Source organism: Fundicoccus ignavus, from assembly GCF_009659375.1.
Classification (GTDB): domain Bacteria; phylum Bacillota; class Bacilli; order Lactobacillales; family Aerococcaceae; genus Fundicoccus; species Fundicoccus ignavus.
Window position 1 is genome coordinate 100,577 of sequence record NZ_WJQT01000006.1, and the last position, 21,716, is coordinate 122,292.

The window sequence follows — 21,716 nt, forward strand, 5'->3', positions numbered from 1 at the left end:
AGTTCAATCTGTCATGAACCAATACTTTTTAATCATTATCCTTTAAAAAAGGAGGTCAAAATTTAATGAATACCGTTTTGCTTGCTCGTTGGATTTTATATTTGGTTGCTTTTTTTATCCAAAAAGTCCATTTAGGCTGGTTTAAAAACATAATTCTAGCTGGTTCTATTTTTGCTATTCTACAACTCAGTCCTATTTACCGCGAAGCGACTGAACTCTTGCTTATTTTCTTGGTTTTCTTTGTACTGAGTTATTTGCACACAAAAAAAGTTCAACAATCTGTTTTTTTAACAACTTTACCACTCATAAATTTATCCATAAGTAATTACTTAATTCATTTTCTTCCATCTTTGACGTTCTCTCTCTGGGGTGTATTTGCAGTCTCGTTCATCATTATAGCTTTGTTGTCGTTTTGCGAATATTGGTTATTCCGACATTTACCTCAAAAGGTAAAGCCTTATGCCTATTTACTACCTTTGACGATTTTTCTTGGTTTTTATTATATACAGATGATGGAATTGTTTGATTATTTATTTGCGGGTCATGATACACGACTTGAAATTTTTCAAGGCATCTTAACAACAGTGATCCTTTTGTTCGCTGTTACGCTCATACTTTTCCAAAGAAACGAAACACAGGTTATTTATCAAGAACAACTTAAAGCCAGAACAGAAATTGATCGTGAATATTTGCAGCTCACTCAACAACAATATGATGAGCTGCGTAAATTCCGACATGATTATCAAAATATATTGCTGAGTATTGAAGGTTTTATTCACAATCAGGCCTGGGATGACTTAACGTCTTATTTTCATCATGAAATCAGTAACCACGCTTCTACCAACAATCAACAATTTGAACACTTATTATTATTAGAGAATGCGAATTTGCGTCAAATTATTTATGCTAAATTAATCGCCGCCCAACTAATCAACGTCAAGATTTTTCTAGAGATAGCCGAAGCAATTGTGATTCACAATGATAATCAATTAGCTATTAGTCGTATGTTGGGAATTATTCTAGATAATGCCATTGAAGAAGTGGCTACGTTAGAATCGAAAGAAGCGAGTGTTAGACTAGCTTTTATCAAAGAAGCTGCTACCACAACTATCCTAGTCGTGAATGACTGCCATCACGACGTCAAGCCTTTACTTATATTACAGAAGGAAGGTTTCTCTTCTAAAGGTGATGATCGCGGCTTTGGCTTAGCAAATTTGATTACCTTACAGAAACAAACTAACATTCTAGTTAATACGACCGTCTCTGATAATCGCTTTACACAAGAAATCATTATTCCAGACAGAACAGGAGGTTTTAAGCTATGATGCCTATTCTTATTTGTGAGGATATTGCCCAACAACGCCAACAAATTACCGCTATTATCGAGAATTATGTGTTGATAGAAGAACTTGATATGCAAGTGGCATTAGCAACAGATGACCCCTTTCAAATACTTGAATACTTGAAAAGAAATCCGAACAGAGCAGGTATTTATTTCTTGGATATTGATTTAAATGATAAAATGAATGGCATTGAATTAGCAGCTCAAATCAGAGCCTATGATGATATCGGCAAAATAATATTTGTTACATCTCACGCCGATTTAGCACCCGTCACCTTCCAGTATAAAGTTGAAGCGTATGACTTTATTGTGAAAGATAATCTTGAACAATTACAAAAGCAGATTGTTTCCTGTTTACACAGTATTGATACCAGGAAAACGATTAACAGCGATCAAAAGGCTTTATATGTATTCAAAAGTGGGTCAAAGACACGTTCGGTCAACCAACAAGAGATTCTTTTCTTTGAAACAACGTCGACACCTCATGTGATAGGACTACAAACTACCTTTGCCCATTACAAATTTTATGGACGTTTGAAAGATGTTCAGATGAGTTTGCCAAAATTAATTCGTGTCCACAAATCAATTTTAGTTAACCTTGAACAGGTTACTGCTATTGATACAGAAAACTATTTACTAGAATTTCAACATGGTCAATCTTGCCCTGTCGCTATTAATAAAATACGCCGAGTTCACAAAGAGTGGCAAGCATTTATGAAAAAACAAAAACGTCGTTCCTGATGAGGTTCGACGTTTTTGTTATTTTCACTATTAACGCTACTTTTTCAACTGAGTCTCAGTCCACTCCTTTAGTAAAACCACATGATTGATTTTAGGATCTTTAGCAGCATATATAAATGTGACTGTCTGACTCTCTAGTTCTTTACGGATGTGATCGACAAACTCGGTTGAAAAATCATTCGCTTCTAATTCTGCACGATACGCCATTTCAAAGGCTGCAAAATTTTCGGCTTTATGACCAAAAGATTTACGACTATCTGGTGATGGGGCAATATCTTTTGGCCACCAGTCATAGGGGAGTTCTTCTTTTTTAACTCCTCTTGGCCAAAGGCGGTCGACGAGAATACGATACCCATCCGTTTTTTCAGCGGATTCATAGACACGTTTTAATTTAATTGTATGCATAGTCTTCACCCTTTCTGTGTCATTTCTCTACCTAATAATAGTAAGTATTTTGCCTGGAAAAAGCAATTGACCGCACTTGGAAAGACGGGTAATATAGATACATTGATTAAAATTATATGAGAGAAAGGTGCATTATATGAAAAACGCTCTTAAATATTCTTTTCCTTTAACCATTCCGATTATGGCGGGCTATGTTTTCTTGGGGATTTCTTTCGGGATTCTCGCTACGAGCAAAGGTTTGCCCTTGTATTATCCGGTGTTAATGGGGGTTGTGATTTATGGAGGCTCTATGCAATTTGCGGCGGTTAACTTGTTGCTTGCGGCCTTTAACCCGATCGGCGCGATTCTTTTAACGATTATGGTTCATGCCCGTCATATCTTTTACGGCATCACAATGTTGGTACCTTTCAACCAATTGAAGAATGGCTTTCGCAAAATTTATTGTATGTTCGGTCTGACGGACGAGACGTTTTCTTTATTGGCTTCTTTGGAAGTGCCAGAGGAGCAGGATCGTAACTGGGTTTACTTTCTGGTGACCTTTCTGAACCAGTGCTACTGGGTGATTGGCTGTGGGCTTGGAGCTGTGATTGGAAGTAATTTAACGTTCAATACGGAAGGGATTGAGTTTGTATTGACAGCATTATTCGTGACGATTTTTGTTGAACAATGGTTGAATGCGAGTAGTCATCGTCCGGCTATCATTGGGCTCGTTGGGTCTGCGGTATGTCTGGTGATTTTCGGTGGCGCAAACTTTATGATTCCTGCTATGATTATTATTCTAATTTTATTCAGTTTGGATTATTACAAGGAGGTGAAGCAAGGTCATGAGTAATGCTCACATGTTAATTACGATTACATTAATTGCCTTGACGACGATTGCCTTGCGCTTCTTACCTTTCTGGATTTTCCCTCCTAGCAAGCAACCCCCTGCTTTAATCACTTATTTAGGTAAAGTATTGCCGCGGGCTGCAATTGCATTGTTAGTGGTTTATGCGCTTAAAGATGTTTCAATCGTGACTTCACCTCACGGTATCCCTGAATTGATCGCGATATTGGCAATTGTGGTGGTTCATGTATTCAAGCGCAATACCTTGTTGTCGATCGCGACAGGAACTTTACTGTATATGATGTTGGTTCAGTTAGTTTTCTAGTTGCTGTTCCGAAGTTCGTGGATCGGCGTGGTCGATTGAGCTGGAAAAGACAGAAGCGCTAGCGAAGGCTTTGAAAGCGACTAACGCATTGTAGATCCACTAATATGAGCGAAGCTCACAATTCATTAAAACCACTCATCCTACATAATATGAATAACCTGACTCGCACATAATGTGCAAGTCAGGTCTTTTTTTGCTTAACAATCGATATCTAGACCAGCGCGCCATCTTTTTATCGTATGTTGGATGAAGGTTTCGATGCCTGTTGAAGATAAGTCAATAGTTTTGCGGACGCGGACGCAGCCTTTGCCTAGGTTGAACTCTTTGAGAAGTTCTTCGGAATTTTCGATTTTCTCGATATCGCCAACGTATAGGCTGACATAGTGTTTCTGAGCGTTCAGGGCCATGAATTGGTCGTCGCCCACACCGTATGATAACATCTTGTAAGCTAAGCCTTCCTCTGCTTCCGGTGCTGCTGTTTGGATCATGGTGCGTAACTGCAACAATTTTTCTTTGCGCCAATCGTCTTCTAATGCAGCCAAATATTCCGCTGGTGTGCTCACATCATATTGTACCATTCCTATTCCTCCTCATAATGCTTCCTTACTGATAGTGTACACTTTTCTGCTAGCGAATGTTAGCCCATTCGCTTCTGTCGATAGTCGCGGGGCGATAAGCCGACACGTTCTTTAAATTGCTTAGTAAAATAGCTTGGCGATTTATAGCCACAAGCCAGCGCAATCTCAGTAATCGGTAAATCTGTCGAAACCAATAATTCTGTGGCAGCAGTCAAACGTAAATGGGTTAAGTAACCAATCGGTGACATTTTGACATAAGTCGAGAAATAACGCTGACATTCCCGCACACTGATTCCCGCCACTTCGGCGATTTTTTCTACGCCAATTCCCTCCTGATAGTGACTTACTAACCAGGCCAACATCTGCTTCAAACGCATTTCTTGTTGGCTCGGCACCTTCAGTGGGTGCGATTCTGTACTGGCACGAACTTTCAAGAAAATCTTAGACAAAGCTGCCCGGATATCAAATTCATAACCCTCAGCTTTCGTATGATACGCCGCATAAGCCTGCTCAAAAGCTGAGCGAACCTCCATCGCAACATCAAGTTCCGTTTGACTCGACAACCACAACGGCCCACCCTGCTCAGTAAATGGGCGGACAAATTCCAGATCAAACACACTCCCCGTCTGCCCCGCAATAATCGACGCATCAAACACAATCGATCGATAACGCCCCGGATTTTCGCCAACAACACACAAACCATGCAAGACATTCGAATTGACAAAATACGCCTCACCAGCCTGTAGCATGTATTCTTGATTACGAATAAATAATCGTACCGTTCCTTCATCCAGCATAAAAATTTCTAAATCGCCATGCCAATGCGCTGGTATTTCTTGATTGATAAAGTCACTCACATTCAATTCATAAAAACCAATCGCAAAATCTGGTGTCCCTAGTTCATCGAGTTGTTTCCCTTCTGGACCAATCATCAAGGATCGCATTTCCTTTTCCATACGCTAGCACCTCTTGTCGCTTTTGTTATAGTATACGGCGCAAAACTTAAAGATTCAATCTATTTTACTCGCTATAATGATATTAACTTCAAGGGAGGCAAGCAATATGGGGAAAATAATCGTTGTTCTAAGACGTATCATGTTACATAATTTAGCTATTTTGATGGAGGAGCCCGCTTTTCGTCCATGTCGTGATTCTTTACTTCACTACTATTTAAAACTACAAAAACGTTAACGCTGAACAGCTTGTCATGTGACAGGCTGTTTTTGTATTTTCATCAATTTTCGTAAATCGCAAGAAAATCTTAATGAATATTTTGGCAGTTAGAGACACAAATTGCGATTTATTACGTATTTATAGGTAGAACATAAAATTGGAGGCGAAACCTGATGGATGATAAATTGGAATGGTATGTCGCGATGGCGATGCGAGAGGCTTTAGGAAAGGATGAGCAATTCGACTACCAGTTGTTAGTGAATGGTGTGGTGGGCGAAAACGAATTATTCCGGCTGTTGATGGAACAAAATTTTCAAGATGTTTGGTGGCGACGAAATTTCTGGTTGTCGCGCCAAGTGGAATGTGATTTATTATTGGTCACGCATGCGAAGCTGTATGTGCTGAATGCAAAATATTATAATGGACAGTTTGTTTATCGTGACAATGTCGCTTATTTCAATGGCAAACCGCTGCAAAATGATCCTTTGAGTAGTTTTCAGCTATCCATGGGGCGTTTGAAAAAGTTGTTAGCTGAGGCCGGAATCGAGGTTCCTGTGGAAGGTCGTGTGGTTTTCATGAATCCAAATTTCGGTTGTTCATTTGATGAGTCTGTCAGTTTAGAATGTGTACCGCGTCATGGTGTTTTACGTATGTTTCAGGATATTCGCGATGTGGCGGTGCAAGTTGGGAGACGCAATGGCTTAAATCCTGAACGGATCGGGCAGCAGTTGTTAGCATTGGAAAGCGACAGTAAATATAATTTACCGGTCGTGAAGGATACTCATCTTCAAAAGATGATACGTGGCTTATTGTGCCCTGCTTGTGGAGCTAATGAGGCTAGATCTCGTGATGCGGCGGTTCAACACCGAACTGCTGCTGTCGTGAGGTCGAAGTTGACGATTGAGCGCCAAAAAGTAACTTGCGCAACTTGTGGCTATCAGGCTTTGAAGCGTAGTGCGGTTCTACTGGCGGTTGAAGAGTATTGTAAGTTGTTCCATCATAAGACTAGCTTTACTACTATGGATATTTGTTGGTTTATGGGGAATGAGATTAGAAGAAAATATGTCTCTGCCTTACTTACTACTCATTACTCTCAACATGAATCTGGACGAAATACCTCATTTGAAAATCCATATTATAGAGATCCGCAGAAATATGAACGCTTCCACTAAGGCGCTACCTAAACTAGCCGATTGGCATAAACCTTCGGCTAGTTTAGGTAGCTTTCTAGCCGATTGGCGTGAACATTCGGCTAGATTAGGACGCTTTCTAGTCGATTGTCGTGAACATTCGGCTAGTTTAGGGAGCTTTCTAGTCGATTGTCGTGAACATTCGGCTAGTTTAGGACGCTTTCTAGTCGATTGGCGTGAACATTCGGCTAGTTTAGGGCGCTTTCTAGTCGATTGTCGTGAACATTCGGCTAGTTTAGAGCGAAAATTTCGGACGCCAAATTAATTAAGAGTAGATACAGTAAGTCATCTTTGAAATATTGCAATGGTTGATAATCCGCTTCCGCCGCCAATAGGCCTAATAATCGGTGTTGACGTTCTTCCACTTACTTAGCCCCTTTCTGACCACATCATTAGTTTACAACGCCCATCTGAATCGTGATAGACCAAAGTTTATCTAGAATTCCCTTCCATTTTAGGACACATCTGGAAACCTTTTCCCTAGCTTAATTCACTTTAAAAACCTGCTGCTAATCCCCTGGTGAACTTTTCAAAATAGTCAAAAACGCCATCCAGTATAAGCTTGAGTAAGCTCTTGTTGGATGACGCCGATACATTTATTTTTAACTAGTCAATCACATTTGCAGTAGTGGTTAAACGTTTTATTTTCTCACCATAATTGGCAAATAATATGACGGAAATTAAAACTGTCACAATTCCTACAATTTGAACGACTGTCCAACGCTGTTGTAACACAATGGCGGTTAATACATTTGCCACAAGTGGCTCAATAGCCGCCAGAATATTCGATAGCGACGGCTGGAGATAATTCAAGCTGGCTAAGAAAGCCGAGAAGGCAATTGCGGTTCCGACAACAATAATAAAAGCCATATAGCCAACAACCTTAACATCTACCGTAAAACCCGGCTGCCAAATAGGTTGAACAAATTGGAACACACAGCCGCCTAGGAACATCCCCCAACCTACTACTAAAGGAGACCCATATTTCTTGAGAATATAGCGTGGCTGCAAAGTATAGAAGGCCACCCCTAGCGCAGAACCAACACCGATTAAAAGCCCGTTGCCACTTACTTCGAGTTGCCCTAAGTTACCCTTCGTGACAATTAGAAAGACACCCACAAAAGCAAACGCTATATATAAAAGTTCACGTGGGTAAACTTGCTTTTCCTTACGCAACACTAAGTACACATAAATAAAAATTGGAGACGTAAACTGCAAAATAGTCGCTAACCCTGCTCCATTCGTCCCAATCGATAAGAAAAACAAATACTGGCAACTCACCATTCCAATACTACTAAAGAGTAACAAGCTGACCAGATCTTTAGCTTTCATGAAAATTGCGAAGACATTTTTCTTCAACACTAGACCTGCATACAGCAAAATCAAAACGCCTGCCAACAACAAACGCGTCCCAACCACCCACTCTACTGGTGCATTTAATCGTGAAAAAATCACATCGGCAAACGTACCATTGATTCCCCATAGTGTCGCGCCGCCTGCCGCTAACAACAAGCCTTTTTTCCTCGCATCCTGCTTCATAAACTATCTCCTTGCATCCATTTTTAACTTTACACACTATTTTATCATAGTTTTCTCATTAAACCAGCAACCCACTGCCAAAATATCCCCCCACATATTGTCTATTTTGACTGATTTATGACATAACCTATTAGCATGGTAAACCACCTGATAGTGACTTAGATTTCACAAATCTCTTGAAACTAGTTTTTTTCTAGTCTATTGTCTCGAACCTTCGACTAGATTAGAACTCTTTCTAGCCGATGCTCGCGGACCTTCGGCTAGATTAGCTCTTTTATAGCCGATGCTCTCAGACTTTCGGCTAGATTAGAATGGACAGTGATTTTTACGGACTCATAAAAACATAGACAGCGTGGAATAGGATAGATATATTATCTGCACACTAACAATAAAGTTAGCTTCTTATTTTAGACCCAAACAAATAAGATGCGTATTCGGATAGACACCCTAAATAAGACTAATACTACCCATGGATAATCTCTAGTTAAGCTAGATGATTGATGCAAGATGGTGGAAAATCAAGCTCAATTCGCCTAACAACACAAAAACTCCGCCAACACAATTGTGCTAGCGGAGTCTTATCAAATGTCTTACATTTCTTCAGGTGCTTCGATGCCTAATAAGCCTAAAGCATTTTTCAGAACAACCGTCATCGCTTTAACTAAAGCTAAACGAGCGTCTAATTGTGCATCATCTTCAAGAATACGTGTATTACCGTAATATTTGTTAAATAGTTGTGCTAATTGAACGGCATATTTGGCCACTTGTGATGGTTCGAAACGCTCGATTGCATTGGCTACAACTCTTGGATAATCCATTAATTTCTTCACAACTTCCCAGCTGTAGTCATCCGTTAAACCGAATGCGTCTGTTAAGTCAGTAGAAATTTCTTTACCATATTTGCGGATAATTGACTTAGATCGAGCATAAGTATATTGAACATATGGCCCTGTTTCACCTTCGAATTGAACAATTTCAGCTAAGTTGAAGTCGAAGCTGTTCATACGCTCAGTTTTCAAGTCGTGGAAGATAACCGCGCCGACACCTACTTGGTGCGCGACTGCTTCTTTGTTCGCTAAATCTGGGTTTTTAGCAGTGATTTGCTCTAACGCTAAATCAACGGCCTCTTTCAAGACTTCTTCAAGTAAAACAATTTTACCTTTACGTGTTGATAATTTCTTACCATCTAACGTAATTAAACCAAATGGTACATGAACCATATCTTCAGACCATTCGCGACCTAATTTAGTTAAAACAGCTTTTAATTGCTTGAAGTGAACAGATTGCTCGTTCCCTACGACATAAATATTTTTCGCAAAGTCATACGTTTCTTTACGGTAGCTAGCTGCTGCTAAGTCACGCGTTACGTATAATGTCGCGCCATCTGACTTCTTGATTAATGCTGGTGGCAAGTTCAGCTCTTCAAGATCAACAATCGTTGCCCCTTCGTTGACCGTTGTAATGCCTTTTGCTTCTAATTCATCAATAATGGGTTGCATCTTATCGTTATAGAAAGCTTCACCATTGAATGAGTCAAAGCTAATATTCAACATATCGTAAACTTTATTAAACTCTTTTAAGGACTCATCCTTGAACCAAGTCCATAAACGGATCATTTCAGCGTCGCCGTCTTCTAATTTTTTGAAAGCAGCACGAGCTTCTTCTTCTAACTCAGGTTTTTCTTCCGCAACCTCGTGGAAATCGACATATAATTTCACTAGTTCTTTCACTGGATCAGCCGCGATTACCGCGTCATCGCCCCACATTTTATAAGCAACAATCAGCTTACCGAATTGTGTCCCCCAGTCACCTAAGTGATTGATACGAATTGGGTTGTAGTTCACTTTCGCTGCAATATTCGCAATCGCATTCCCAATTACCGTTGAGCGTAAATGTCCCATTGACATTGGCTTCGCAATGTTTGGACTTGAGAAGTCGATGGTCATATTGCGCCCTTCACCAATATTCAAGTTCCCATAAGCATCGCCAGCTTCAAGAACTTCTTTCACCACTGTAGCCCCCACAGGTTCACGTTTTAAACTCACGTTAATGTATGGACCTACCGCTACAACGTTTGAAAAGTTGCTTGTATCTAACTCTTCCACTAAATCTGCCGCGATTTGTTGCGGTGCTTTACGAAATACACGCGCTAATTGGAATACTGGGAAAGCCAAGTCACCATGACTTGTATCTTTCGGCACTTCAATTAAATTTAAAATCTCATCTGCTGACAAATGCTCCGCCAATGCCGGCGCTAAAGCGTCTACCAATAACTGCTTACTATTCATCAAAATTCCTCCTTGAATGACCCCATCACTCGACGCAAACACGAATCATAGCCAATAAAAAAGCCCCTAGAACAACCCCAAAACAGGCGCTCTAGAGGCGTTTGAATGTTTAAATAACATGGTGCCTCTTTAAATACCAGCACCAAAACTACCTCGTTTAGTTCTAAAAGTGCGCTTCACCTATCGCCGAAACAATAAATTACTCTTTTAGAGGTCTAATTTAACCGTTATTCATTCTATCAAATAAAGGCCCTACTGTCCATACCAATCAAACACTAAAGCAATTCTTAACAAAATATGACCCAACATACCGCTCGCACTTTAATCATTAACAGCCGGTTCAACCAAACGCAACCAACGATCCGCAATCACACCATGTCCGATACGCGTTGGATGCACACCATCTTCAATCGTAAAGTGCTTGGCTGGCACTTGCTTGACCAACTCTTTAAATTCATCATGCAAGCGAATATAGCTCGCCGAAAACTCTTGCGCCAAGTCTTCTATCAAGGCTGACATCGGTTGTAATTCCTGCTCCCACTCTAAATGGTCTTCAGGTATAGGCAGTAAAAATGGCTGTAATAGTACTACTTGTAAATCCGGATTTTCTGCACGCGCTTCTGTTAATATACGACAGTATGTCTTCTTAAATTCAGCTAAATAAGCCGCATCAATCGGCTGCCCAGCACTGCGATGATGCCAAATATCATTAATCCCAATCATGATTGATAAAATATCCGGCTGCAAATCCAAACAATCCTTTTGCCAACGCTCTGCTAAATCTTTCAATTTATGCCCATTAATACCGCGGTTATAAACCTCCAACTGTAGTTCAGCATAACGTCCCATTAACAAACTGCCAGCTATATGTGCATAACCATCGCCTAAATGATAAGCATTCCCATAATCACGGCCTGCGTCCGTAATACTATCTCCAATAAATACAATTCTCTGACCAGCTTTCAGCTCTACTTTCACGCTCGCACACTCCTCAAACTTGATACCCAAATTTTACCACAGAACTGTGCGAAATAATAAAGGTGACCACCTCTAAATTAAACGTATCGACAGATTTTATAATAGTCACCCTGGTTTAATAAAATCGTCGCGGAACGTAGTGACTGCGACACCTTTGTCTCTTTCGAGCAAGCTTTAATTGGCTTATCGTAGTGGAGATGTTTAACCTCAAGCCTATCATGCTTCAGTTTCAAAAACTCAAGCACGATAGCTTTTCCCCCACACAAATAGCGATTCAGAATATCGTCTAAGAACCACCAAAGGTGTCCGCCACTGACGTTGCGGACGATTTGAACCAGAGCCTTGTTGGCTTAGGATAATCGTCAAACGCTAGGGGTGACACCTTTTGATTTTGTTAATCTATATACAGTGAATTCACTTGGAATATGCTACTGTCTGCGAGTTGCCAAGCTGCTTGGTACACCATTTCATCTTGAATCGGACTATAAACTTGTATCTGCAAGTTGCTAGCATCCGTTGGTTGCATAAAGTAAATCAAACCATTTCTGAGCTGCAAGTTAAAGTCAGGGCCTGTAAATTCTTCCACAAGCGATAATTTTTCAGCCTCGTAGGCGTAAATAAGTATTCTGGACTGGGGAACTTCAGTAGCATTCTGATACATTAAGTTACTGTTCCATGGATATGTTAGCACGAATAAGTCATCACCTTGATAAATGCTTTGGTTGATACGGTACGTGATGTCTTGGTGCTCAATCTCAAATTCATCGACCTGTTCAGTTTCTTGATTTGCTGGATCCATCAATACTAGTGCTTTTTTATCATCATAATAATGAGAGTCACTGCGCATAAAATCATCACTCAAGTAGAATAGGTAGCGAGCTGGTGCAACTAATTCATTGGTTAGATCCGGCGCAATGAGATAATTTTGGTCTGGATTATCAAAAGCTACTGACGTTTTGTTGGTCACTTTGAGGTCGTTTAGATCAACCACTACTTCCATTAAATGCTCACCGTAAAGATCAGCGTTGTCCTTCATTAGAAACTTCAGCTCAGTCTCAGACGTTTGCGCATAAGTGAGTAGTTGCGTATAGACATTTGTACCTGCCGCCAACTCATACGACAACGTCTCAAATTGCTTCGTTTCCAGATCCAACAGTACAACCTTTAACTGACTGACCGTTTGTTTATCTGTGTATCGATTATAAACACCCGCCCATACTTCTAAAGCGCCTTCCGTTTGAAGCGCTTGTGTATAGTCTAAATTAGGCCGATGCCAAACAGGAAACTGCTGCAAAACCGCTTCTGTTTCACTACCAAGCCAATCTTCAAGTCCCATTACCGTATCATAGTAACGAAATTCAGCACGCCCTTCTCGCCATTTGAATTGCACGCTATCCATGAAGTATTCATCTTCTTCACGGCCCAACTTCTCTGTATAAAGATAACCATTAATATTTAAGCCATCGAGAACACTCGCATCTCCCGTTTCATTCACTAATGCGATGTCTTCAAAGGCTACATGTGGCGTAATCCAGAGGAAAGCAGTCACAAGTAAAGTCATAATACTCAAGCTAATCATTAAGCCATATTTCTTCATACTGTTTCCTCCTTGTGGTTAATGACGTGTTTGCGTGGCTTGACGTTAATTCGTCGAGCTAATTGGGCCAAGTTCAGCACAATCCCTACTAAGATAAAGACGACAAATACATTAAAAATCTCACTCGCCACTAAATTCATGGATTCGACCACAATAATCATCCCAACTAGCCAGGCACCGTTCGCAATCAGCAACAACACAACTTTTCCAAAGGCTTTCACGTAAGACTCCTGATAGCTTTGCATATAAGTCACCACTACTAGAAAGATTCCCAGCACAATCCAAAGGAGTCCGCCATAAATCAAAGCGGCTGAAGCCACTGACATCGGCATGACAAAATACGTCGTCGATAATGTTTGCGCATACGCATAAGCGATGGGTAACGCTGAATAAGCACCATCGCCCAATAACATTCCGGCTAAGCGGTTAATCAGCAAAATCATACACAATTGAGTAAACATAACGCCACCCATCATCAAAAAGACACTGGCTAATTTAGCCAACACGATCGTAAAGCGATTGCCAGGTAGTGTCATTAAACGAATAATGAAACTACTGTCGCCACTCCATTCTCGAAACCAGGTGAAAGCACTGTAAGCAAAAAATAGTAAAAAGGCTGCGATCAATAACACATGATAAATACCGTTATAATCAATTAGACTAGCTAGATTTAGTGGATAATTTGATTCGGATTGTCGATTCCCAATAATCAAAAGTCCCACCATCACCAATTGACTGACAATGACTAGACCAATAACAATGCCGTAGAAAATACGTGACCGGTACAATTCATCTGCCAGTAAATTAATAAATTTCTTCATGCCCATGCGCCTCCTTCAACACATCCACAATGCTTTTACCTTCTGTTAAACGTACTTCTTCTGGATAAAATTCTCGAATAATGCGTCCGTCATCCAGTAAAATTACTTTATCCACTAAATGTTCAATATCTTGAATCTCATGCGTCGCAATCAAGACACCTCTGTTTTCCAATAAATCCGTCGTAAAAATACTCGCAATTCGCTCTCGAGTCAGAATATCAATCCCAGAAAAAGGCTCATCTAACAATAAATAGTCACTTTCTAAAGATAAAGCCATCAATAAATTTGCGCGTGCGCGGTTCCCTTTGGACATCTTGGCAATCACCTCTTCTCGCTCAAGCTTAAAGAAATCCAACAACTCCGAAGCCCGCTTGTCATTAAAATGAGCGAAATAAGTCCCGTGATAATCGAGGGCTTGTTGAATCGTTAAGCTTTTCGGAATAATATTCTTGTCCGGCACGTAAGTCAGCCGATTAAAATCGTCCACCGTTAAAGACTGACCATCCAATAAAATGTCTCCCGCTTGATAAGGCGTCAAATGCATAATGGTATCCATTAATGTAGTCTTACCGGCACCATTCAAACCAATCAAACATGTAACTTCATTCGGCTTTAGCGAAAATGTAATCTCATCTAACACCCGTTTCTTTCCATACGCTTTACTTAACTGCTTCACCTCAAGCATCCAATTCACCTCGTTTACTTTCTGCATACTGAATCACGTATTGCACTAACTGCTCAGGCTTTACCTTCAAAGGTGCAATCTCTTGAAAGAAAATCGAAAGCGCCTCTTCAATCATGGTTTGTCGTAAATTTTCAATTCTATGTAAATCATTTGTTACCTGACTTGGCACATTATTTCCCGTCATAATTAACGCCTCCTCCTCTAATTCTTTCAATGCCCTTTGAACCGTATTCGGATTGACTTGATAGCTTTGCGCCATCTCTCGACGCGACGGCAACACGGCCCCTGCCTCATACTCACCGTTGACAATGGCCTGTTTCACCCGATGCTTCAACTGCTCATAAATCGGTATTCGCTTATCAAATTCCATTTTGCACCTCCTTTTCAACAAAGTGTACCAACCACTTAATACACCTTTCAACTGTATTATATGCTCCATACACTTATCCGTCAAGCAAAATACTATTGGAAATATTCTGGCAAAAATACTTGTATTTCGAGGCAATCCACTTTATAATCAAACATATACTTGAATAATAAAAATAAATGGAGGAATGAATAATGAATATCACAATTTTTGGTAAAGGTAACATGAGTCAAGCGATCCAAGGCAATTTCGAAGCAAGTGGTAGCAAAATCAATGTAGTGACACGCGAAAACGATGCAGCATTAGGTGACATCGTGGTCTTAGCAGTCCCTTATCCAGCAGTTGATGATATTATTGCGCGCTACGGTGAGCAATTGGCGGGTAAAATCGTCATCGATATTACTAACCCATTAAACTTTGAAACATTCGATGAATTAATTGTGCCGGCAGACGGTTCAGCTGCACAAGAAATTCAAGCCAAATTACCCAACAGTACCTTAGTTAAAGGGTTCAACACAAACTTTGCTTCAACTTTAGCTACAGGCAAAGTTGCTGATGCTGCTCAAACAACTGTCCTATTGGCATCCGATTCAGCTGACTCTAAAGCTAAAATTGCTGAAGCATTAACAGGTAGTTCATTAAACATTGTCGATGCTGGTGCATTAAAACGCGCCCGTGAATTAGAAAGTATTGGTTTCTTACAATTAACCTTGGCAGCTGGCGAGACAATCAACTGGAATGGCGGCTTCTCATTACATAAATAATTTAAAAATAGCCTGAAGCATCTTTAATGAATGCTTCAGGCTTTAATTGTGTATACTAGAACTAGGCTTTCGCCGATTGATTATGAACGAGGAGATGATTAATATGGTAAGAAAAGTTTATACAGCAACAAATGCTAGTTCTTCAGGCCCCTATTCACACGCCGTTGACGGAGGTGACTATATTTTCTTTTCAGGTCAAACCGCTATGAACGCAAATGACGCCACAGACCTAACGGGAGATATTGCCGCTCAAACGCATCAATGTTTCAACAATCTACACAACGTAATGGAACAAGCTGGCGTCACATTCGATGATGTGCTCAAGGTCAACGTTTACCTAACAAGCATGAAGAATTTCAAAGCTATGAACGAAGTATACGAAACATACTTCGAGGCACCGTATCCAGCTCGCACATGTGTGGCCGTACTAGAATTACCTTTAGAGGCAGATGTAGAAATTGAACTGATTGCGAAACGTGCTTAATTTTATAAGTTTAAATAAACGATTAAAACGTGTTGTCTCGATGCAACACGTTTTTTGTTCAAGAAAACATTGCATTACCATTCATTCTTACCACGCTCTTTACCTCCTCCCATCATTTTTGAGGTCAAAACACTAACCTCTCACTCTCTTAAAAGTGTAAAAAATTCGAACTAGTCAGAGCCTAGCAGATTGAGCTGGAAAAGCCCGAACGTCAGTGAAGCTTTGAAAGCAACCATCGCCTTGGTAAAACAGTACGATGAGTGGAGTTGAAATCTACACACTTATTCCATAACCGAACAAAAAGCAGACGCTAAAATTTAACGTCTGCTTTACACTTTAACAATATTCAGTATACTTATTCTGCTTTACGGTTACGAATGACAAGGAGTACACCTAGTAACGCTAATAAGATGCCTAATGTGATGTACCATAAGTTTTTAATTTCACCTGTGTTTGGTAAGTTTTGTTCAACATCCGTTGTTTTAGATACAGAAACTGATGTGGAATCAGATGATTCACTTGTTGTTTCACTTTCGCTTGATGATTCACTCTCGGCTGCTTTCGCTCCATAAACGATCGCGAATTGTCCTAATTCCTGTGTACTAAAGTTAACTTTCTGGTTAAAGAGTGAGAATGTCAGACTTGATGTATTCTCTCCCGTAACTCTTAAAACTCTCAATTGACTTGTGACAGGTTGTGTTGGTAATTTCACTTGTGCCACTCTCGTTAATTGAACCGGTTGATTATCTTTACCGATTAAGGTCACTTGGTAAACATCCGCATTCATATTGCGTAATGCTGCTGGCTCAGGATTTAATGGTAAAGGCACTTTTGTTACTTGAAGTTTAACAATGTTCCCTGCATCTGCTGGGTTCACTAATACTTCAACACCTGTTGCTTCATCCACAAATCTTTGAGTCGCTTGTTCTACTTCTGACTCATCTGGTTCAGATTCTTCTGACTCTTCTGATGTCTCACTTGATGATTCTTCCGCTTCTTTTTCCAAGACAAATGTTTGAGTAACCGTTTGGTTTGCTTGAACCGTAATCGTTGCATTCACTGTCTCCAACAAGTAACCTTCTGGCGCTTTAGTGACTTCAAACGTGTAATCTCCAGGTGCTAGGTTGGTAAAGCTAGCAACGCCTTGAGCATTAGTTGTCACTTCTTGATCACCAATTTTAATGGTTACACCTTCGATTGCCTGGTTGTCAGTGTTTAGTATTTTGATATCGATTTGACCGACTTCGGGTTTCTTATCAACCTCTAAAGTTGCTTCAAAATTCTGAGCTTCTGCAATTTCAGCTCTTTGTTCTTCAGCGCCTTCAATTAGTTGATAAGTCGTTGGTACTTCAGTCACCATGTAATAGTAGTTACCTGGCTCCAATGACGTAAAGGTTGTTTGACCGCTGCTATCCGTCGTTTGAGTTAAGCCACCAAATTTAACTGTCGCATTCTCTACCGGCTGGCCGTCGTCTTGATTCACAACTGTAATCGTCGCGGTTCCAGGTTCAATAATGCGTTCAACGCGAAGATCTTGAGCTAAATCTTCCGCTTCAGTTAAGGTCACTTCGCCTTCATACGCTCCCTGATAGCCTTCTGGCAACTCAGTGATTTGGTAAGTGTATACTTTCGGCGTTAAGTCTTTAAATACGACACGCCCTTCTGAGTTCGTTGTTTGAGTTTGCTCGTTTAAGACTACGGTCGCATTCTCAACTGCCTTATCTTCTTGATCAAGCACACGTAAGGTAATGGCACGCTTCGTGATGGCACGTTGTACGTTTAAAGCCAATGTTTCAGATGCGCCTTCCGCAATCACAACTTCTTGCGCGCCTAATTCATGAGAATAGCGATCTGGTAATTGCTTAATCGTCACATTATACGTTTTCGGTGCGATCTCATTAAAGACTGCTTGCCCTTCCGCATTCGTCGTTGCTTCAGTTCCTTCGGCCAATTGAATCACGGCCCCTTCAACTGGAGCTTCTGTTTGGTCTTTAACCACAACAGTCAACTGCCCCTTAGCTACAATACGATTCACCGTAATCGCTGCTTGAGCTGTTTCATCTTGATTAATCGTTACAGTGCCTTCCGCTTCACCTGAATAACCTTCTGGCAAGGAAACTAATTGGTAAGTGTAGTCTTTACCTGCTTGTAATTCTAGAATGATGGCTTCACCATTCTCGTTGGTCGTAAACTCTTGCTCATTTAATCGGATCACTGCGCCCACAACGGCTTTATCCTCTTGATCTTTAACTGTGAGGGTCACATTGCCGTAACGCGGATCCCGTGTAATACTTAGCGTTTCACTCGCAGTTTCACCCGCTACAATGGTTAGTGTTCCCGCGACATCCGTAGAATAACCTTCTGGTAATGTCGTAATACGGTAGGTGTAGTCGCCCGCTGCTAAGTCCGCAATTTGAGCCACACCTTCAGCATTAGTTGTCGCCGTTTGTTCATTGATGGTCACAACGACACCTTCGATTTTAGTATCGTTTTGATCGACTACTGTAAAACTAGCCGTTCCAGTTTGTGGTGCTTTCGTCACCGTGATAGTCGCGCCAGCTGTTTCATTCGCCACAACCGTAAACGTTCCTGATCCTTCACCTGAGTAACCTTCTGGTAAACTCGTTAAAGTGTAGGTTTTGTCACCAACGCTTAGCTCGCTAATAGCGGCTACCCCTTCGGAGTTGGTTGTAAACTCTTGTTCCGCTACCGTAATCACTGCACCTTCTACCGCTGCTTCATTCTGGTCGATAACTTTAATCGATGCTGAGCCAACTTGTGGTGCTTTAGTTACCGTGATAGTCGCGCTAGCTGTTTCATTCGCCACAACCGCAAACGTTCCTGATCCTTCACCTGAGTAACCTTCTGGTAGACTCGTTAAGGTATAGGATTTGTCGCCAACGCTTAGCTCGCTTATGGCGGCTACCCCTTCGGCGTTGGTTGTAAACTCTTGTTCCGCTACCGTAATGACAGCACCTTCTACTGCTGATTCGTTCTGATCGATGACTTTAATCGATGCTGAACCAACTTGTGGTGCTTTCGTCACTGTGATAGTCGCGCTGGCTGTTTCATTCGCCACAACCGTTAGGGTACCTGACCCTTCACCCGAGTAACCTTCTGGTAGACTCGTTAAGGTGTAGGTTTTGTCACCAACGCTTAGCTCGCTAATAGCGGCTACCCCTTCGGCGTTGGTTGTAAATTCTTGTTCCGCTACCGTAATGATAGCACCTTCTACTGCTGATTCATTCTGGTCGATAACTTTAATCGATGCTGAACCAACTTGTGGTGCTTTAGTTACCGTGATAGTCGCGCTAGCTGTTTCTGATGTGGTCACGTTCACAGTACCTGTGCTCGCTCCTTCTTCTATTGAATAGCCATCAGGTAAAGTTGTTAATTGGTAAGTATGATCACCCACAAGCAACCCTTCAATAACTGCACGACCTTCTTCATTAGTTGTATATTCTTGTTCACCGACCAGGATTACAGCACCAACAACTGCTGATTCATTCTGATCGACTACTTTTATCGCAGCCGTTCCGACTTCAGGTGCTCTTTCAACTGCTATTGAAACAACTTCACCCGCTTCTGTGGAAACAGTAACTGTTCCTTCAGCAGCACCCGTATAACCCTTAGGTAATGAAGCAATTGTGTAGTAATAGTCACCCACTGGTAAGTCAGTTAGACTAGCCGAACCTTCTTCATTGGTGGTAATTTGTTGTTCTGCAATATTAATAACCGCGCCCACAACAGCTGCTCCAGCATCATCTAATACTTTAAACGTCACACTTCCAGTATCAGGCACCAAATTGACAAGGACTGTTTCCGTTACTTGTTCACCCGCAGAAACCGTTACTTCGCCATATGTTTCTCCATAAGCGTCAGTTCCAGGAACGGCATAAGTTAACGTTCCGACTGGTAATTCAGCTGTCACAACTTCACCTTCAGAGTTCGTTGTAACTTCTTGTCCTTCAATCGTTAAGGTAACTGCTTCTACAGGCACACCATTTTGATCATGAACATCAAAAAGTACTGTTCCTTGTTGAGCCTCTTTTGTTATCTCGATCGTCGTGCTTGTTCCTTCAGATCCCACTGTCACGAGACCTGATGCTTCACCCGAATAACCTTCTGGTAAAGCGGCTAAACTATACTCATAATCTCCTAATGCTAACTCAATACTTGCGTAACCTTCTTCATTGGTTGTAATCTGTTGGGCATCAATATTAATCACTGCCCCTACAACCGCTGTGCCATCACCATCTACTACCGTAAAGGTCGCATTCGCTTTTTGTGCAATACGGTTAACAATGACAGGTTCAAGCATCTCACCTTCACCTACTGTCACTTCACCATAAGTTTCACTATATGCTGCTGTTCCAGCCACCGAATAATTCAATGTTCCAAATGGTAAACCCGTTACAATTGCGACCCCATTTTCATCAGTGGTCACTTCTTGTCCTTCAATCACTAAGGTTACATTCGCAAAAGCTGCCTCATTCTGATCCCTTACTTCGAAACGAACATCCCCTAATTGAGGCGCATCTTTCGTAATATTAATGACCGGTGCAACTTGTTGGTCCCCTGTCACAGTTACCACGCCTTCAGTAGCTCCAGAATAACCTTCAGGCAAGCTCGTTACACGGTAAGTATAATCTTGAGCAGGTAAATCTGCAATCGATGCCTCACCTGTGTCACTTGTGGTTAACTCATTGTCAGCCACCGCAATGCCAACCCCCGGAACCGCTACACCATTTTGATCCAAGACCGTGAATAAAATCGACCCTAATGCCGGATCGGTTTCGGGCGTCTCAGGTTGCTCTTCATTTTTATTCGCATCAATCGAAGCTTGGTCCGCTAAATGAATCTTAATTTCAACGGTATCACCATTAACTAAAGTCGGCCCGGCAAACACTGAGAATGGTACTTCATAAACTTTTGTTCCATCCCCTTGCGTCACCACTTGCCCCACTTCTTCGAGCGAACGTTCTGTCTTATCTTCCGCTTTATCTTCATCTGTTTGATTCGAGATTGTCTGTAAAACTTTTTCAGGTAAAATTTCTACGCCGTCACGCGTAAAGCCACCACCATCATATAATCTGAAATAGTAATTCCCTTCCACTAACTGCAAACTCTCAGCAGGCGGTTCCTGAGAACGATATTGATAAAGATACTCCGTTTTATCCGAGTTCAATACGTCATACGAAATTTGCCCTTGTTCATTTGCCTCTTGCCCTTCTAATTGTAAGAAGACCTTAAACACCACATTAATCATTTCTTCTTGTGCTGAAACGGCTGAAGTTGTACCCAATGGCACACTTGCCAACACTAACATTAAAGCTAATAAAACATGACTGACTCGCTGCTTAATTTTCATAATCCTACCTCCTAATTCGCATGTTTTTCCACATCTTAAATGTATCATAAAAAGTTTAAGAAAGAGTGAAACTCGCACTTTAATCACAGCTTTCAAGCAAAGTTTCTCAGAATAATCAAACATTTTTCATAATTCCATAGACAAGATATTATTCAACAGCACCTCGCAAAAAAACTTAACTTCATGCTGTAAAAATAGTTTCTACATTAATCTAGTATGACGGATATTTGATTGGTTAAAAT

Annotated in this window: 20 protein-coding genes; 9 read left to right on the forward strand and 11 right to left on the reverse strand. The window is 41.0% G+C overall.

Annotation, left to right across the window (positions count from 1 at the left end; genetic code table 11):
* Positions 1–65 precede the first annotated feature (65 nt).
* Both GF867_RS06155 and GF867_RS06160 read left to right on the forward strand, forming a co-directional pair.
* Entirely contained in the window at positions 66–1,325 is a 1,260-nt protein-coding gene (locus GF867_RS06155; protein WP_153832223.1) for a GHKL domain-containing protein, read from the forward strand.
* Complete coding sequence (locus tag GF867_RS06160) at positions 1,322–2,083, forward strand: LytR/AlgR family response regulator transcription factor (protein ID WP_153832224.1); 762 nt, start codon at positions 1,322–1,324, stop codon at positions 2,081–2,083. Before GF867_RS06155 ends, GF867_RS06160 begins: the two co-directional genes overlap by 4 nt.
* Before the next feature lie 36 nt (positions 2,084–2,119).
* On the opposite strand, the gene GF867_RS06165 is transcribed toward GF867_RS06160, so the two are convergent.
* The gene (locus GF867_RS06165; RefSeq protein WP_153832225.1) at positions 2,120–2,488 is read right to left on the reverse strand and encodes a DUF488 domain-containing protein; all 369 of its coding nucleotides are present in this window, start codon (positions 2,486–2,488) and stop codon (positions 2,120–2,122) included.
* A gap of 136 nt (positions 2,489–2,624) precedes the next feature.
* Here GF867_RS06165 and GF867_RS06170 point away from each other — a divergent pair, with 136 nt between their 5' ends.
* Together GF867_RS06170 and GF867_RS06175 are read left to right on the forward strand one after the other, a co-directional pair.
* Positions 2,625–3,320, forward strand: a complete 696-nt coding sequence (locus GF867_RS06170; protein WP_153832226.1) for an AzlC family ABC transporter permease — start codon at positions 2,625–2,627, stop codon at positions 3,318–3,320.
* Positions 3,313–3,639 (forward strand): branched-chain amino acid transporter permease, encoded by a 327-nt coding sequence (locus tag GF867_RS06175; protein ID WP_153832227.1) that lies wholly within the window; start codon positions 3,313–3,315, stop codon positions 3,637–3,639. Before GF867_RS06170 ends, GF867_RS06175 begins: the two co-directional genes overlap by 8 nt.
* 197 nt (positions 3,640–3,836) lie before the next feature.
* On the opposite strand, the gene GF867_RS06180 is transcribed toward GF867_RS06175, so the two are convergent.
* Both GF867_RS06180 and GF867_RS06185 read right to left on the reverse strand, forming a co-directional pair.
* Complete coding sequence (locus GF867_RS06180; RefSeq protein WP_153832228.1) at positions 3,837–4,217, reverse strand: iron chaperone; 381 nt, start codon at positions 4,215–4,217, stop codon at positions 3,837–3,839.
* A 59-nt stretch (positions 4,218–4,276) separates the two neighbouring features.
* Positions 4,277–5,173 carry an AraC family transcriptional regulator gene (locus GF867_RS06185; RefSeq protein ID WP_153832229.1) on the reverse strand — a complete coding sequence of 299 codons (897 nt, stop codon included), beginning with the start codon at positions 5,171–5,173 and terminating at the stop codon, positions 4,277–4,279.
* 106 nt (positions 5,174–5,279) lie between these two features.
* Here GF867_RS06185 and GF867_RS14195 point away from each other — a divergent pair, with 106 nt between their 5' ends.
* The 3 genes from GF867_RS14195 to GF867_RS06195 all read left to right on the forward strand — a co-directional run bounded on the left by GF867_RS14195 (position 5,280) and on the right by GF867_RS06195 (position 6,845).
* Positions 5,280–5,408 carry a hypothetical protein gene (locus tag GF867_RS14195; RefSeq protein WP_301538507.1) on the forward strand — a complete coding sequence of 43 codons (129 nt, stop codon included), beginning with the start codon at positions 5,280–5,282 and terminating at the stop codon, positions 5,406–5,408.
* Positions 5,409–5,563: 155 nt separating this feature from the next.
* Positions 5,564–6,562, forward strand: a complete 999-nt coding sequence (locus tag GF867_RS06190; RefSeq protein WP_153832230.1) for a nuclease-related domain-containing protein — start codon at positions 5,564–5,566, stop codon at positions 6,560–6,562.
* Complete coding sequence (locus GF867_RS06195) at positions 6,546–6,845, forward strand: hypothetical protein (protein WP_153832231.1); 300 nt, start codon at positions 6,546–6,548, stop codon at positions 6,843–6,845. Before GF867_RS06190 ends, GF867_RS06195 begins: the two co-directional genes overlap by 17 nt.
* 341 nt (positions 6,846–7,186) lie before the next feature.
* On the opposite strand, the gene GF867_RS06200 is transcribed toward GF867_RS06195, so the two are convergent.
* The 7 genes from GF867_RS06200 to GF867_RS06230 all read right to left on the reverse strand — a co-directional run bounded on the left by GF867_RS06200 (position 7,187) and on the right by GF867_RS06230 (position 14,858).
* On the reverse strand, positions 7,187–8,119 hold the full coding sequence (locus GF867_RS06200; protein ID WP_153832232.1) for a DMT family transporter: 933 nt from the start codon (positions 8,117–8,119) through the stop codon (positions 7,187–7,189).
* Positions 8,120–8,709: 590 nt separating this feature from the next.
* The gene (gene argS, locus GF867_RS06205) at positions 8,710–10,407 is read right to left on the reverse strand and encodes an arginine--tRNA ligase (RefSeq protein ID WP_153832233.1); all 1,698 of its coding nucleotides are present in this window, start codon (positions 10,405–10,407) and stop codon (positions 8,710–8,712) included.
* A gap of 321 nt (positions 10,408–10,728) precedes the next feature.
* The gene (locus GF867_RS06210) at positions 10,729–11,385 is read right to left on the reverse strand and encodes an SGNH/GDSL hydrolase family protein (RefSeq protein WP_172973971.1); all 657 of its coding nucleotides are present in this window, start codon (positions 11,383–11,385) and stop codon (positions 10,729–10,731) included.
* Positions 11,386–11,779: 394 nt separating this feature from the next.
* Entirely contained in the window at positions 11,780–12,982 is a 1,203-nt protein-coding gene (locus GF867_RS06215) for a hypothetical protein (RefSeq protein WP_153832235.1), read from the reverse strand.
* A complete protein-coding gene (locus GF867_RS06220; RefSeq protein ID WP_172973972.1) occupies positions 12,979–13,803 on the reverse strand; it encodes an ABC transporter permease in 825 nt (274 codons plus the stop codon). Before GF867_RS06220 ends, GF867_RS06215 begins: the two co-directional genes overlap by 4 nt.
* Entirely contained in the window at positions 13,787–14,515 is a 729-nt protein-coding gene (locus GF867_RS06225; protein WP_253940761.1) for an ABC transporter ATP-binding protein, read from the reverse strand. The genes GF867_RS06220 and GF867_RS06225 overlap by 17 nt, the downstream gene beginning before the upstream one ends.
* Complete coding sequence (locus tag GF867_RS06230) at positions 14,481–14,858, reverse strand: GntR family transcriptional regulator (RefSeq protein ID WP_172973973.1); 378 nt, start codon at positions 14,856–14,858, stop codon at positions 14,481–14,483. Before GF867_RS06230 ends, GF867_RS06225 begins: the two co-directional genes overlap by 35 nt.
* A 188-nt stretch (positions 14,859–15,046) precedes the next feature.
* Between GF867_RS06230 and GF867_RS06235 the strand changes: the two genes are divergently transcribed.
* Both GF867_RS06235 and GF867_RS06240 read left to right on the forward strand, forming a co-directional pair.
* Complete coding sequence (locus GF867_RS06235) at positions 15,047–15,619, forward strand: NADPH-dependent F420 reductase (RefSeq protein WP_366927775.1); 573 nt, start codon at positions 15,047–15,049, stop codon at positions 15,617–15,619.
* A gap of 103 nt (positions 15,620–15,722) precedes the next feature.
* A complete protein-coding gene (locus GF867_RS06240; RefSeq protein ID WP_153832240.1) occupies positions 15,723–16,103 on the forward strand; it encodes a RidA family protein in 381 nt (126 codons plus the stop codon).
* Between the two features lie 355 nt (positions 16,104–16,458).
* Here GF867_RS06240 and GF867_RS06245 read toward each other — a convergent pair whose 3' ends face one another.
* Positions 16,459–21,474: an MSCRAMM family protein gene (locus tag GF867_RS06245; RefSeq protein WP_172973974.1), complete on the reverse strand. Its 5,016-nt coding sequence runs from the start codon at positions 21,472–21,474 to the stop codon at positions 16,459–16,461.
* Between the last annotated feature and the right edge of the window lie 242 nt (positions 21,475–21,716).

What these genes read in the sequence shown, in the direction of transcription:
- GF867_RS06155 (WP_153832223.1), top strand. Translation starts at nt 66, where the DNA reads ATGAATACCGTTTTGCTTGCTCGTTGGATTTTATATTTGGTTGCTTTT.
- GF867_RS06160 (WP_153832224.1), top strand. Translation starts at nt 1,322, where the DNA reads ATGATGCCTATTCTTATTTGTGAGGATATTGCCCAACAACGCCAACAA.
- GF867_RS06165 (WP_153832225.1), bottom strand. Translation starts at nt 2,488, where the DNA reads ATGCATACAATTAAATTAAAACGTGTCTATGAATCCGCTGAAAAAACG.
- GF867_RS06170 (WP_153832226.1), top strand. Translation starts at nt 2,625, where the DNA reads ATGAAAAACGCTCTTAAATATTCTTTTCCTTTAACCATTCCGATTATG.
- GF867_RS06175 (WP_153832227.1), top strand. Translation starts at nt 3,313, where the DNA reads ATGAGTAATGCTCACATGTTAATTACGATTACATTAATTGCCTTGACG.
- GF867_RS06180 (WP_153832228.1), bottom strand. Translation starts at nt 4,217, where the DNA reads ATGGTACAATATGATGTGAGCACACCAGCGGAATATTTGGCTGCATTA.
- GF867_RS06185 (WP_153832229.1), bottom strand. Translation starts at nt 5,173, where the DNA reads ATGGAAAAGGAAATGCGATCCTTGATGATTGGTCCAGAAGGGAAACAA.
- GF867_RS14195 (WP_301538507.1), top strand. Translation starts at nt 5,280, where the DNA reads ATGGGGAAAATAATCGTTGTTCTAAGACGTATCATGTTACATAATTTA.
- GF867_RS06190 (WP_153832230.1), top strand. Translation starts at nt 5,564, where the DNA reads ATGGATGATAAATTGGAATGGTATGTCGCGATGGCGATGCGAGAGGCT.
- GF867_RS06195 (WP_153832231.1), top strand. Translation starts at nt 6,546, where the DNA reads ATGAACGCTTCCACTAAGGCGCTACCTAAACTAGCCGATTGGCATAAA.
- GF867_RS06200 (WP_153832232.1), bottom strand. Translation starts at nt 8,119, where the DNA reads ATGAAGCAGGATGCGAGGAAAAAAGGCTTGTTGTTAGCGGCAGGCGGC.
- argS (WP_153832233.1), bottom strand. Translation starts at nt 10,407, where the DNA reads ATGAATAGTAAGCAGTTATTGGTAGACGCTTTAGCGCCGGCATTGGCG.
- GF867_RS06215 (WP_153832235.1), bottom strand. Translation starts at nt 12,982, where the DNA reads ATGAAGAAATATGGCTTAATGATTAGCTTGAGTATTATGACTTTACTT.
- GF867_RS06220 (WP_172973972.1), bottom strand. Translation starts at nt 13,803, where the DNA reads ATGAAGAAATTTATTAATTTACTGGCAGATGAATTGTACCGGTCACGT.
- GF867_RS06225 (WP_253940761.1), bottom strand. Translation starts at nt 14,515, where the DNA reads ATGCAGAAAGTAAACGAGGTGAATTGGATGCTTGAGGTGAAGCAGTTA.
- GF867_RS06230 (WP_172973973.1), bottom strand. Translation starts at nt 14,858, where the DNA reads ATGGAATTTGATAAGCGAATACCGATTTATGAGCAGTTGAAGCATCGG.
- GF867_RS06240 (WP_153832240.1), top strand. Translation starts at nt 15,723, where the DNA reads ATGGTAAGAAAAGTTTATACAGCAACAAATGCTAGTTCTTCAGGCCCC.
- GF867_RS06245 (WP_172973974.1), bottom strand. Translation starts at nt 21,474, where the DNA reads ATGAAAATTAAGCAGCGAGTCAGTCATGTTTTATTAGCTTTAATGTTA.